This window comes from Clostridium gasigenes (assembly GCF_017348895.1).
Taxonomy (GTDB): domain Bacteria; phylum Bacillota; class Clostridia; order Clostridiales; family Clostridiaceae; genus Clostridium; species Clostridium gasigenes.
On record NZ_CP071376.1, the window covers coordinates 205,688 to 219,188 of the forward strand.

Sequence of the window (13,501 nt, forward strand, 5' to 3'; positions counted from 1 at the left end):
CTATCTTAAAAAGTCCATTAATGAAGGTTGTATAACTTTTGCACTTGTTTGAAGTGATGCCATATACACACTTTGCATAACAGAGGCTTCTATAGTTTTTTCTGCAAAATCTATATCTTCTGTTTGTGATAAAATACCCGTCATATTGAAGTTTTCTGCTTCATTTTGTTCCTGTGCTGCTTCCATTCTATTTTGCTTTGATCCAACTTCTGATCTAATCTTTAAAAGATTAGACATTACAGCATCCATATCTTTAAGATTTTCATTTGTAACTTTTTTAGATTCTCCAGGAACGTCTGAATCTAAATTATTTGTTATATCTTTGAATAAATTCATTACATTAATAGAGTTTCCTTCTAAATTTTCAAACATTAAAACATCTGTTGCAGATACGTTATATTCAACCTTAACCCCTTGAGATATTTCAGTGTTTAAGTTTCCACCAATCATATTAATTTGGTTTTTTATATCTTCTTCTGTACTATTAAGATCTAACACTTCTCCATCTCTTCCACTTAAATGTATTATATTATTTTTTGTAACTGCATCTTCCATAGATCCCACAGGTTTAGAACTTCCTTTAGTTCCTCCAAATATATATTTACCATCAAAACTGGTATTTAATATCTGAGATACTTCATTTATTCTTTCATTTATTTCATCTTTAATAGCTCTTTTTTCATCAGAACCATAAGCTGCATTTCCAGCCGATACCATAAGTTCTCTAACTCTTTGAAATGAATTATTCACCTGTTCTAGTGCTGTATCTGTTGTATCTAAAAAACTTACTGTATCCTTAATATTTTGATTATATTGCTTATTTGTACCAATATCTCCATGTAGTTGCATACTTCTTGCAACTTTAAAAGGATCATCTGATGGTCTTCTAAATTCTTTACCCGATGTTAATTGATTATTTATAGTTTTCATCCTATTTTGATTTGTATTTACATCTCTTAAAAAATTTGTAGACATCATTGAGTTTGTAATTCTCATAATCTTATCTCTCCTCCGCTATCTCTTTAAGCCATTAATTACCACATCTAATAATTCATCTATTGTAGAAATTATCTTTGCACTTGCATTGTATGCATGTTGAAATTGTACTAAGTTTGCCATTTCTTCATCTAATGAAACTCCTGAAATAGAAGTTCTACTTTCTTCTAAACTATATAATAAATCTTCTTGATTTGCAGCCATTCTACTAGCTTCTTGAGCTTGTACTCCTAATCTATCAATAGTATCTTTAAAATAAGAATCCATTTTCATACCACTTGAACTGTTAACTATTTTCATACCATTATCTTGAAGAACACTTCCACCTTTTGAAAGGTCAAACATATCCTTTCTTGAAATTATAGTTTCATTTACATCTTGCACTCTTAATATAGAATCTCTAAGTTGTGCAAGTGCAAGAGCTCTTGCTCCATCTGCATCTCCATCTATATTATTATGTGATGCAAAGGCAAATTTATCATCATTAGTTCTAGTTTTTATTTTCATAACATCTTCTAATATCTCTTTATTCATTGAAATATTTTTAGCTGTTATTTCATCTTCAGCAACTAGAGTATCATCAAGATTTGTTAATATATTATTATTATTGTATTTAACAACTGAACCATTAACAAAAAACGGTGTTGCATCTCTATCTGGGTTTCCGCCTCCATTTAACGGGTCATCCATACCACTATGAACTGCATTTACAGAAAACGCTAAGGTTTTAGCTAATTTATTTAGTTGATTCATATAATCTTGTATATCTTTTTGTACAGAAACAACTCCATTAAGTTCTCCGTTACTTGGTTTAAACATAAGTATTTCAGAAGCTTGTACAGTTTCTCCATTTCTTATAGGATACCCATCACCTTTTGTAGCTTGACCGCTTGAGTTTGCCCAAATAATTCTATTATCCATAACATCTTTAATTTGCTCTTTGCTTAATCCTGATACCTTCATGGTTTGTTTATTAGAATCATTTTTCATATTACCATTTTTATAATATGTAATTATATGAGTGTTCCCACTTGGATCGTTTTTATCCACTTCCATACTTGATATATATGAAAACCTTGCAGCTTCTGTATTTGGACTTGAAGTTACTACATTTGGAGTTTTCATATCTCCAACATCTTCTGGTCTAATGCATATTCCCTCAAATTCTTTTTTATCTACTACAAAATTAAATTTATTACTTAATTCATCTAATAATGTATCTCTTTTATCTAAAAGATCATTTGGCATATTTCCTGATACTTTAACACTTATTATTTCTTGATTTAACCTATCAACTTGATCTAAAATACTATTTACCCCTGTAACTCCAGCTCTTATTGAATCTTGTGCATTTGCTTGCAGCTTCTCAAGTTGACTGTATGTATGATTTAAAGCATCTGCAAGTGCTGCTGATTGTTGTGCCACTACTGTTCTTCCATTAGAACTACTTGGTTGCTTTGAAAGTTCTTGGAATGAATCAAAAAACTTCCCCATCAATGATGATATTCCTGTTTCTGATGGTTCATTAAATATTGTTTCTACTTCTTGTAATGTTTTACTTCTTGTATCATATTTTCCAAGAGATGAATTTTCTCCTCTTACTTGATAATCTAAGAACCCGTCTCTTACTCTTTCAATTGCAGCTACTTGGGCACCAGTTCCAAGTTGTCCTACATCTCCAGTCATCCCCATAGGTCTTGTTGTTTCAATTTTAGTTCTTTGTCTTGAATAACCTGGTGTATTTGCATTTGAAATATTATGTGATGTTACATCAATACTTCTTTGTTGAACATTCATACCACGCTTTGCTATATTAAAAGTTGAAAATAATCCTGACACGCTTTCTCCTCCTTAAGTAAGTGGTTAATATTTTAAATACCACTTACTCTTAATTTCTATTATAAAAGATTTTCTACCTTCTCAGATTTCCATATGAATTATAAGTTTTAACATCTCTTCTTGGATTAATTATATTTAACATTTTATTTACATATCCAAGTTGTTGCTTTATTAAAGCCTCATTAGTATCTTTTTGAAGTATAATCTCTTCTAAAAGTTTTTGAATTTTTCTATATAAATTATCTAAATTATCATTATCAATAGTTTTAACTATTTCTCTCATACTTTTATTTCCTATTAGTTTTCTTCTCTCAACTTCAAATTCTGCAATTCCCTTATTACAAGTTTGAAGCCTTTCAACCATTTCTTCCATGCCAAAAACATTTTTTGACATGATAAGTTTAAATTGTTCATCTAATAGAACTAATAAATTTTTAAGAGCTTTATCTTCTTTAACTAATACTTCTGTTAATTTATCTATCATAATTTCTATTTTATCTCCTTCATGACATCTAACATACTTTTAGCTGTAAGCTTTGCATCTATATTATAAGTTCCATTTAAAATTTTATTTTTTATTTCTTCAACTTTCGCAGCCTTATCATAGCTTGATGTTTCTACTGCATAATCATTTAAAACTTTACCAGCTTCAGATAATTCTATTCTATCTGAAGTCTTTACCTTATCTATTTTTTCAATTTTATTGCTAGCAACTTTATTATAATAATTAACAGTTGATAGTGGTCCCATACCTTTTATGTTCATTTAATATACCTCCACAATTTAATTCTATATTTTATTATCGTAAAAAACTCTTTTAAGTTTATAGCAATTAGGAAAAATACTTCCATAAAGCATTTTATTATTAATAAAAATGCTATGTAAATTATAAATATAATTTACATAGCATTTAAAAATTATTTTATTTAAGAGATTTAATTCTATCAGCGCCACTAACTATATTAGTTATTCTTACTCCGAAGTTTTCGTCTACAACTACAACTTCTCCATAAGCTATTTTTTTGCCGTTTACAAGTATTTCTACAGGTTCTTCAGCAAGTTTATCTAACTCTATTAATGATCCTGTACTTAAATTCAATATATCTTTTACACTTTTCTTTGTTCTTCCAAGAACTACTGAAATATTTAAAGGAACATCTAATATTAAATCTATATTTTTATGTGGTTCTCCTATTCTTGAAGGTGTTAATTGCCCAAACTTAGCTTCATGGACTTCAACTGCCTTAACTTCTCTTTGTGGCGCCCTTTCTGGCTCTCTTTGAACTTCTGCTTGTGATTCATAAGAAATAGTTTTTTCCTCTACTTTATAGTTATTAATTTCAACTACAGGTTTTTCAACTACGGGTTCTTCAATTTTTTCTTCACCCATCATAATAGAAACTATTTTTTTTGCTGTTTCTATAGGTAGAATTTGCATTATTTCTGAATCTACTAAAGTTCCTATGGTTATGTTAAACTTAACTCTTACTATTTGTTCATCTTCATCTAAGGTATCTGATATTGTTTCAGTTATTTCGCTCCAAATTTTAGAGTTTGGAGGGGATATATTAACTATTCTCGCAAACATAGTTGCCATAGATGTAGCTGATGATCCTATCATTTGATTCATAGCTTCTTGAACTGCACTTATTTCAATTTCTGATAGTTCTGTATTTTGTACATTACCATCTCCACCCATCATTAAGTTTGCAATAACTCCTGCATCTGCAACTTTCATTATTAGAATATTTCTTCCAACTATTCCTTCTGTATATTCAACATCTAATATAATATTTGGATATTCAAATTCTTTTTTTATATCTCTTAAAGTAGTTACACTAACTACAGGAGTTGTTATATTTACTTGTTGATTTACAAGTTGGTAAAGGGCTGTTGATGCAGACCCCATGGATATATTACCAATTTCGCCCAGCAAATCTTTTTCAATATCTGTTAATATTTCAGTATCAACATTTTCTTTAGAAGTTTCTATATCGCCATTTAATAATGCGTCTATTTCTTCCTGTGATAAAAATCCATTGCTCATTTTATCTCACATCCTTATCTATAATATCCAAAAGTTCTATTCCAATATTTTTACCAACTATACCTGGCTTTGCAAGGAAGCATTCTTCATCTTCTACAAACACTTTTACTGGTTCATTACATTTTGTTCCTAGCCTTAGCACATCTCCATTAACTAATTTTAAAAACTCATCTATTGTTATTTCTACGTCTCCAATTTCAGCTCTCATAGAGACATCTACTGTTTTTAATAAATCTTTAATCTTTTCTGTAGATTCTTCTAACGCATCTGTTACTTCATTACGGAACCAATATTGAACTATTAATTTATCTAAGACTTTTTCCACACTTAAATATGGAATGCAAAGATTCATATATGTAGTTTTCTTTCCTATTTCAACTGAAAAGTTTAATAATGCAACAGCTTCATTTGGTGCTAAAGTTTGGTTAGCTGTAGGATTTGTTATTAGCTCCTCAAAAACGGGTTCAACTTCCAACACTTCCTCCCAGGCTAGCACTAGGTTTTTTATCAAATCAGTTGTAACTTCCTTCATTATATTCTTATCTATATCTGAAAATTCTTTATTAACACTTATTCTCTCGCCTGTTCCACCTAGCAATATATCTAATATTTGAAAAGAAAACTCCGGATTAATTTCAAGTAAAATATTGCCTTGAAGTGGTGCCATCTTAAATAATGTAATTATTGTTGGGTTTGGAATAGAGTGTATAAATTCTTCATAAGTTATTTGCTCTACACTTTGAATATCAACTTTAACATTTTTCCTTAGCTGTCCTGATAGATAATTTGATATAATACGAGCAAAATTATCATGAACCATTTCTAATGTTCTAATATGATCTTTTGAGAACTTTTGAGGACTTCTAAAATCATATTTTTTAACTTTATGCACATCTTCATCTTTAATTATTAGCTCTTTTCCTTCTACGTCCCCTGTAGATAGGGCAGACAACAAGGCGTCTATTTCACTTTGTGATAAAACCTCTGCCATTTTCTTCCCTCTTTTCTTATTTATTTAACAGCTTTTCTATTTCTATAACTGTAAATAATTTTCCATCTAAGTTAATTATTCCTTTGATGTAATTTTCAGCTGTATATGCCGGTAAATTTTGTATATTAATTTCATCCACCTCTATAACTTCTTCAACCTCATCTACTGATATACCTATTTCTTCTTCATACAACTTAAGTATAATAATATTATTTTGCTTCTTTTCAGAAACAATATTCAAAAGCAAGTTTATATCAACTAATGACTTGATACTTCCTCTTAAATTTATTAATCCTTTAATGTAATTTGGTGAGTTAGGCACCTCTGTTATTATCATCATATCATTTATGCTCTGTATCTTTTCAGTTTCCACTGCAAAGTGTTCTTCCCCTAATTTAAATACTACAAATTGCATTTAACTTGCCTCCTAATAAACTATTAGCCAACAACTTTATTGATAGCTTCAAGTACTCTATCTGCTTGGAATGGTTTTACTATGAAATCTTTAGCTCCTGCTTTTATAGCATCCATAACCATTGATTGTTGTCCCATTGCTGAACACATTACTATTTTTGCACTTGGATCAAATGCCTTTATTTGTTTTACTGCTTCAATTCCATCCATCTCTGGCATTGTAATATCCATTGTTACTACATCTGGTTTTTCTTGTTTATATAATTCAACCGCTTGAAGTCCGTTACACCCTTCTCCAACTACTTCAAACCCATTCTTTTGAAGTATATCCTTAACCATCATTCTCATAAATGCTGCATCGTCTACTATTAATACTCTTGTCATATTTATCCCTCCAAAATTAGGCTATTCCTAATGATTTTAAAATTTGCTCTAAAGCACCCGGACCTGGGACATAGTAAAAATGTCCTGTTATTTTACTACTTTCATCCCCAATAAAATTTGTTTCAATCTCTAAAATATCTTCGTCATACTGTCCCGCTTCAATAAATGTTGAAATTAATATTGCACTTATCATATCGTTAGCAACTGCTGGTACCGAAACTATAGCTTCAACATTTATAAATTGTGATATAGCATTCATAAATGAAGATGAAATTATATTTCCAATTTCACTTATTACTGATATCGCCATTTCATCCATATGTCTTTCTGTGCTACCAGTTAACTTTTCTACTATATTAAAAGCTACATCTTTTTCAAAAATGTATAAAACGCTTCCAGAAAGCTCTCCAAGTACTCTTACAAGTACCGCTACAACTTCATGTTCTCCATAGTTATCTAATAATTTGTCAAATTTTATTATATCAACATTTGGTACAGCCATATCTATTTTTTGAGAAAAAAGAATTGATAATGCTGTTGCTGAATTTCCTGCACCTATATTAGATACTTCTCTTAACGCATCTAGTTGAAGTGGGTTTAAGTTACTATAATTCACTTATTGTTCCCTCCTATCTAAATTAATACTGCAACATCTAATATTAATGTTACCAATCCATTACCTAAAATGGTAGCTCCAATATATTCTTTTAAGGAACTTAATGTCTTTCCTAATGGTTTTATTACTATTTCTTGTTGTCCAAGTAAAGAATCAACCAATAAACCTACTGTTTTGCCTCCTACCTTAACTATGATAATAAAACTTTTTTCTTTTTCTTCTGAGTCTATACCTAATCTATTATTTAACCTTATTAAGTTAATAATTTCTTCTCTATAGACAATAACTTCTTCACCATTAGTTTTCTTTATGTTTTCTTCTTTATAATCAATTACTCTATCTATAAATCCAAGAGAAATAGCTAGAGTTTCATTACCAACTTTCACAAGTAAGGCTTGTATAATTTGCAATGTAAGCGGAAGTTTTATTATAAATGTTGACCCAACGCCCTCTTCACTTACAACCTCTACAGATCCTCCTAAGGCAGAAATTTTTGTTTTTACAACATCCATTCCAACTCCTCTACCAGATACATCTGTAACTACCTCGTTAGTACTAAATCCTTGAGCAAAAATAAGATTTTTTAAATCATTATCTCTCATACCCTCAGTGTTAATTCCAACTTTTTCAGCCTTAGCTCTTACCTTTTCTACATTTATTCCAGCACCATCATCTGTAACCTTAATTAAAGCTTTAGTACCTTCTTGATAAGCTATTAATTTTATTGTTCCTTGAGGGTTTTTGCCTTGTGCAATTCTAGCTTCTCTGCTTTCAATTCCATGATCTGCAGCATTTCTAAGTAGATGTATTAAAGGTTCTCCTATTTCATCTATTACAGTTCTATCAAGCTCTGTTTGAGCCCCTTCTACAACAAAATCAATATCTCTATTTAGTTCTAATGATAAATCTCTTATCATTCTTGGGAACCTATTAAATACAACTTCTAAAGGAAGCATTCTTATTTTCATAACTAACTCCTGTAACTCAGAAGTTGTTCTTTCTACTTGCTCTAGTGTTTCAACTAATTCCTGCGATTTATCATCTATAACTATTTGTTCTAATCTAGTTCTATAAATAACAAGTTCTGAAACCATGTTCATTAATTTATCTATTCTATCAAGATCAACTCTTACAGATTGATGAGCCTTCTTAACATCCTTTTTCTTTTCAACTTTAGTTTGTTCTTCTTTTTTATTAGATACTATTTCCTTTGGTTTTATAATTTCTTCTTCTTTTGTTTCAATATTTGTTGCTTCAATATTTGTTGCTTCGGTATTAGTTACCTCAACATCGCTTACTTCAACTTTTCTTACTTCAGAAATATTACTAACTATTTTATTTATTTCCTCTTTTGTACTACTTGTGATTAGCATAAAGTACAATTCTAAATCAAATTGCTCATTTTCAATATCCTCTGTTGATGGTATTGATTTTAAAATTTCGCCTTGTGCTTCTAGTTCTTGAACTATTAAAAATGCTCTAGCTGATTTTAAAATTGTATTTTGACTAAGTGTAATATTAACATTTATTACATTCATACCACTTTCAATAGCTTGCTTTGCAACAGATATATCATACTCATTCAAATCTTCTTTGATATTTTTTTCAACAATTTCCTCTATAACTTCTTCGGGCTTATCATTTTCTTCATTTGCAATTTTATCTAAAGATGCCATAACTGTTTTTATCTCAATAGCTTCATCATTACCGTTTTCAATGTTATTAACCATTTTTTCAAGTGTATCTAGACACTCAAATAATATTGTAACAACATATTCAGTTACTTTTAATTTGCCCTCTCTAAACTTTGATAAGACATCTTCCATTTTATGAGTTAGTTCTGCTATATCACTAAATCCCATTGTAGCTGCCATTCCTTTAATAGTATGCGCAACTCTAAATATTTCATTTAATTTATCCACATCATGTGGACTTTGCTCTAAATATAGCAATGCTTCATTTAAAGTTTGCAGATTATCCATAGATTCTTCAAGAAACATGTTCATATATTGTGATGTATCCATTTTCCCCTCTCCTTTTATACTTTCTTATAAATGAAAGTTGACACTTTTTCAAATCCATATTCTTTATAGTTATATATACTCTCTGTTGCTCCAACAAAAAGTAATCCGCCTTTTTTCAAAGACTCATTAAATCTTTGGAAAATAACCTTCTTAACATCATTTTTAAAATAAATAACAACATTTCTACATACTATTAAATCAAAATCTTTTTCATATTTATCTACAATAAGATCGTGTTTTTTAAATGTAACCATAGATTTAATATTTTTGTTTACAATGAATTTTTTATCTTCTTTTATAAAGTATTTATCCAGAATATTTTTTTGCACATTTTTTATATCTGCTTCTCCAAATACTCCTTCTTTTGCTTTCTTTAAAATTGTTGAATCAATATCTGTTGCAATAATAGAATGTTTACCAGTTGGACTTATCTCCTGCATTATCATTGCAATGCTATAAGGTTCACAACCAATAGAGCATGCTGCACTCCATATTTTTAATTTATTATTTTTAGGTAATAAATCTTTTTTTATATTGCTCTCTAACTCTTTAAACAATTCTGTATTTCTAAAAAATTCAGTTACATTAATAGTTATAAAATCTAAAAACTTTTGTTTTTGATCCTCATCACTAAGTAAAGCTTTTTTATATTCATTTAAATCTTTTATTCCAACCCTAGACATTAAACTAGTTATTCTTCTATTAAGTTGTTCTTGCTTATATGCTTCTAAATTTATACCTAGTTCTTTAAATGCCCATTTATTAAAATCATCAAAATCCATAAATTCTCCTATCGTTTATTCAATAAACTCTTGATTTTAAAACCTATTTTATCTAAAGGTAAAACATAATCTACTGCCCCTGTTTCATAAGCAGCTTTTGGCATCCCATATATAACACAACTTTCTTCGTCTTGAGATATTGTAGTTCCACCTACAGCTTTAATAGCTTTAGTACCTTCTGCTCCATCTCTACCCATTCCTGTTAATATTACCGATATAGCCCGACCTTTCCACACTTTAGATATTGATACAAATAATTTGTCTACAGCAGGTTTTACGCCCCATATGCTTGGTCCATCAGTTAAGATGATTTTCTCACCTTTTATAACTTCCATATGATATCCACCCGGTGCTATATAAACCTTATTCTTTTCTATCTTTATTCCATCACTTGCTTCTAAGACTTCTATAGCACAGCACCTATTTAATCTATCTGCAAAAGATTTAGTAAACCCCTTAGGCATATGTTGCACTATCAATACCGCTACGCCTAAATCTCCTGGCAATTCCATTAACAACTTCTCTACAGTCTTTGGCCCTCCCGTTGAAGCACCTATAACTATTACATCATAACTATTTACAGCCATATTACTAAATCCTACTTTCTGTTAAATACGCTTTATTTCTAAACCTATACTCTTTATTTCAACTATTCCATCTTTTGAATTAACTATCATTGTTCTTCCTTTGTTGCCTCCAACTTCACTAGCTATTATACGCATCCCAGTTACTTTCATTATATCTATAACTGCTTCTATATTTCTTTTCCCTACATCACTTATTATTTTGCTATCTGCAAATTGAAACATAGATGCTCCACCAGCTATCTTTACCTCTATATTTCTGGTTTCACAGCCTAAAGCTTTCATTTTTGATAATAATATAGGAACTGCTAAATCTGCATATTTCATTTCATTAGTTATTTTTTTAAACTTAGTGCTATCTGGAAGCATTATATGTGCAAGGCCTGCTATGTTTTTTCTTCTATCATAAAATGATATTCCAACACAGGAACCTAGTCCAATAGTTAAAACTTTTTCTGGATTTTTAACTATTTTCATATCAGCTATACCTACTCTAACCTCTATATTCTCATTCAATAAGTTCACCTCTAAAATACTATTGCTTCTTCTTCTTCTTCTGTTAATATTTTTGATAAATCTAGTATTATTATTATTTTCTTTTCTTTTTTAACTAATCCTTTTATGTATTTTTGTGAAATAAAAGTTGATATAGTTCTTGGATCATCTATATCTTCTTCATTTATATTTATAACTTCACAAACACTATCTACAAGTATGGCAAATTTACCCACTTGTTTTTTTATAACTATAAGCTTGTTTTCATCGCTAATAGCTTTACTTTTTAATTTAAACTTATTAGCTAAATTAATTATAGGTAATATTCCATCTTCATACTTAATAACTCCATCTAAAAACTCTGGTGATTCTGGTAATTGAGTTGGTATTTCATAGCCTAATATTCTTTCAACTTCCATTATATCAGTTGCATAAAGCTCTTTATTTAACTCAAACACTAATATTTTAAATTCTTTCATTACTTTTCCCTCCTTATAAATATAACTTATCTACTATAATTTCTCCATTTTTATCACTATACGCATGTACATCCTTAGAATCTTTAAGCAGAACATGTTTTCTTTTTCCTACTATAAATATAGTATTTTCATATGCTACATCTGCATATATATGACCATTTTTTTCAACCTGCAATTTAGTTCCTACCCCAACTTCATTTCCTACAACATTTACTTTTATAAGTTCATCAGCCTTCAAATATCCACCTTTACACTGAGATTTTTCTCCAGTAAATTCTATATTCCCCATTGCAAAAATTTTAGAAATATAACTTCCTTTACCTATAATCGAAACATTACCTGTAACTTCAATATCTGCCTCTTGGCAATATTCAATTATCAAGTCTTTACTTAAAGTATTTTCAATTTCAAGTAATTCCATTTCATTATTTAGCACTTCTATAATTTCTTCAATTTCAGTGTATTTCTTTATATTAATTGGGCCTACACCTATTAATTTTTTTCTAATTATAGAAATTAATTCTGACTTACCATCTAAGTTAGCTAATTCTATTCCAATTATAGCTGTACAATTCTTTGGTATTGTTTTATATTTACTTTCAATTAAAGTTTTTACCAAATACCCATCAGTTAAATTTTCATCAATTAACTTTTTTTCTTTCAAGAAAATAATATTTTCTAAAAGAGATTGCAGTTGCTCTTTTAACAATAATAGTTCTTGTCCTTTTTTTTGTTTTAATAGGTCTTGTCCACCTATTTTAATTTCTGTATTGACTATATTACCAAGTACTATAGAACTATCATTTACTTTAATATTTGCTTTAAAGGTACCACCTACAACATTTATAGAATTAGCAACTATATTCATTCCCTCAGTTACTTTTCCATTAACCTTAACATCTCCATGAAAATTAATATTTCCACTTTTTATATCTACATCTCCATTAACAGTATGTAGTTTATTTACCTGAAAAATATTTTTCCCAACAGATATTTTTCCATCTATAGTAGCTAATATTTTATTTCCTTCTAAGCTGCAACCACTACCCACTTTAAATTTTAACTCTTTTACTGGTTTAGTCTTTATTTTCTTACCGTAGATGCTTATTCCTTCTTTACCTAAGCTTCCTTTTATTATTTCGGCTATTATGTCTCCTTTCTTTACACTTTCTATTAAAATTTTATTTTTATAATCTATTTTTCTCATAGTATCTGTATTTTCTTCATCTTTATTGACATTATATACAAATTTAATTTTATCTTGCACAGGTTCTTCTGGTGGAGTTGACGCCGCAATACAAAAATCTTTTATATCTCTACTTTGTTCTATTAATTTAATTTCTTCTTTTTTTATACCCATTATTATTTTATTTTCATGAAGATAATTTACAATCTCTGTTGCTGTAAATAAAGGAGGCAGTTCACCCCTTACCTCATTATGTTCTAGTGCTAAAACATTATTTTCTATAGCATTTTTTATTTCATATCTAAAACCTGTTTCATAATTTATATTAACTCTTGCTTCTGTATTATCTACATTAGTTTTTATATTAATATGTCTCTTACCTTTAATCTCTTCTCTATCAAATACTATTTCATCATTTTCTTTAACTATTGAAGTTTCTCTTATTTTTTTCCCATTAACAAATAACTTACAATCATTATTTAATATAATTTTAGCATATTCTCCAGACCCTATTGGATTTTTAACTATTATTTTCCCATTCTTTACTTCTACACTTCCATTTAAATTCTCTATATCATTAGTGTCTAACCCAGTACCCACTTTATCCATAATGTCCCCCTAAATATATTATATATATTATACAGTATACCATAGCTTTCTATAG

Annotated in this window: 15 protein-coding genes; all 15 read right to left on the bottom strand. The window is 29.1% G+C overall.

All coding sequences use genetic code 11. From position 1 onward, the window contains the following. The 15 genes from flgL to J1C67_RS01070 all read right to left on the bottom strand — a co-directional run bounded on the left by flgL (window position 1) and on the right by J1C67_RS01070 (window position 13,446). Window positions 1-996 carry a flagellar hook-associated protein FlgL gene (gene flgL / locus J1C67_RS01000; protein WP_167866219.1) on the bottom strand — a complete coding sequence of 332 codons (996 nt, stop codon included), beginning with the start codon at window positions 994-996 and terminating at the stop codon, window positions 1-3. 18 nt (window positions 997-1,014) lie between these two features. Beyond that, window positions 1,015-2,835 carry a flagellar hook-associated protein FlgK gene (gene flgK, locus J1C67_RS01005; protein ID WP_167866218.1) on the bottom strand — a complete coding sequence of 607 codons (1,821 nt, stop codon included), beginning with the start codon at window positions 2,833-2,835 and terminating at the stop codon, window positions 1,015-1,017. A gap of 73 nt (window positions 2,836-2,908) precedes the next feature. Further along, window positions 2,909-3,319 carry a flagellar protein FlgN gene (locus J1C67_RS01010; protein WP_167866217.1) on the bottom strand — a complete coding sequence of 137 codons (411 nt, stop codon included), beginning with the start codon at window positions 3,317-3,319 and terminating at the stop codon, window positions 2,909-2,911. Window positions 3,320-3,324: 5 nt separating this feature from the next. Beyond that, window positions 3,325-3,600, bottom strand: coding sequence for a flagellar biosynthesis anti-sigma factor FlgM (gene flgM, locus J1C67_RS01015; RefSeq protein WP_167866216.1), 276 nt, complete (start codon window positions 3,598-3,600; stop codon window positions 3,325-3,327). Between the two features lie 157 nt (window positions 3,601-3,757). Continuing rightward, window positions 3,758-4,882 (bottom strand): flagellar motor switch phosphatase FliY, encoded by a 1,125-nt coding sequence (gene fliY / locus J1C67_RS01020; RefSeq protein WP_167866215.1) that lies wholly within the window; start codon window positions 4,880-4,882, stop codon window positions 3,758-3,760. A 1-nt stretch (window position 4,883) separates the two neighbouring features. Next, entirely contained in the window at window positions 4,884-5,873 is a 990-nt protein-coding gene (gene fliM, locus J1C67_RS01025; RefSeq protein ID WP_167866214.1) for a flagellar motor switch protein FliM, read from the bottom strand. A 16-nt stretch (window positions 5,874-5,889) separates the two neighbouring features. Further along, window positions 5,890-6,288: a chemotaxis protein CheW gene (locus J1C67_RS01030; RefSeq protein WP_167866213.1), complete on the bottom strand. Its 399-nt coding sequence runs from the start codon at window positions 6,286-6,288 to the stop codon at window positions 5,890-5,892. Between the two features lie 23 nt (window positions 6,289-6,311). Continuing rightward, window positions 6,312-6,671: a response regulator gene (locus tag J1C67_RS01035; protein WP_167866212.1), complete on the bottom strand. Its 360-nt coding sequence runs from the start codon at window positions 6,669-6,671 to the stop codon at window positions 6,312-6,314. Window positions 6,672-6,687: 16 nt separating this feature from the next. Then, on the bottom strand, window positions 6,688-7,287 hold the full coding sequence (locus tag J1C67_RS01040; RefSeq protein WP_167866211.1) for a chemotaxis protein CheC: 600 nt from the start codon (window positions 7,285-7,287) through the stop codon (window positions 6,688-6,690). A 17-nt stretch (window positions 7,288-7,304) separates the two neighbouring features. Further along, a complete protein-coding gene (locus J1C67_RS01045; RefSeq protein ID WP_167866210.1) occupies window positions 7,305-9,311 on the bottom strand; it encodes a chemotaxis protein CheA in 2,007 nt (668 codons plus the stop codon). A gap of 14 nt (window positions 9,312-9,325) precedes the next feature. Next, on the bottom strand, window positions 9,326-10,093 hold the full coding sequence (locus tag J1C67_RS01050; protein WP_167866209.1) for a CheR family methyltransferase: 768 nt from the start codon (window positions 10,091-10,093) through the stop codon (window positions 9,326-9,328). Between the two features lie 8 nt (window positions 10,094-10,101). Next, window positions 10,102-10,680 carry a CheB methylesterase domain-containing protein gene (locus tag J1C67_RS01055; protein ID WP_167866208.1) on the bottom strand — a complete coding sequence of 193 codons (579 nt, stop codon included), beginning with the start codon at window positions 10,678-10,680 and terminating at the stop codon, window positions 10,102-10,104. A 21-nt stretch (window positions 10,681-10,701) separates the two neighbouring features. Next, on the bottom strand, window positions 10,702-11,154 hold the full coding sequence (locus tag J1C67_RS01060) for a chemotaxis protein CheD (protein ID WP_167866355.1): 453 nt from the start codon (window positions 11,152-11,154) through the stop codon (window positions 10,702-10,704). A 50-nt stretch (window positions 11,155-11,204) separates the two neighbouring features. After that, window positions 11,205-11,651 (bottom strand): chemotaxis protein CheW, encoded by a 447-nt coding sequence (locus J1C67_RS01065; protein WP_167866207.1) that lies wholly within the window; start codon window positions 11,649-11,651, stop codon window positions 11,205-11,207. 13 nt (window positions 11,652-11,664) lie between these two features. Beyond that, complete coding sequence (locus tag J1C67_RS01070; RefSeq protein ID WP_167866206.1) at window positions 11,665-13,446, bottom strand: flagellar assembly protein A; 1,782 nt, start codon at window positions 13,444-13,446, stop codon at window positions 11,665-11,667. Between the last annotated feature and the right edge of the window lie 55 nt (window positions 13,447-13,501).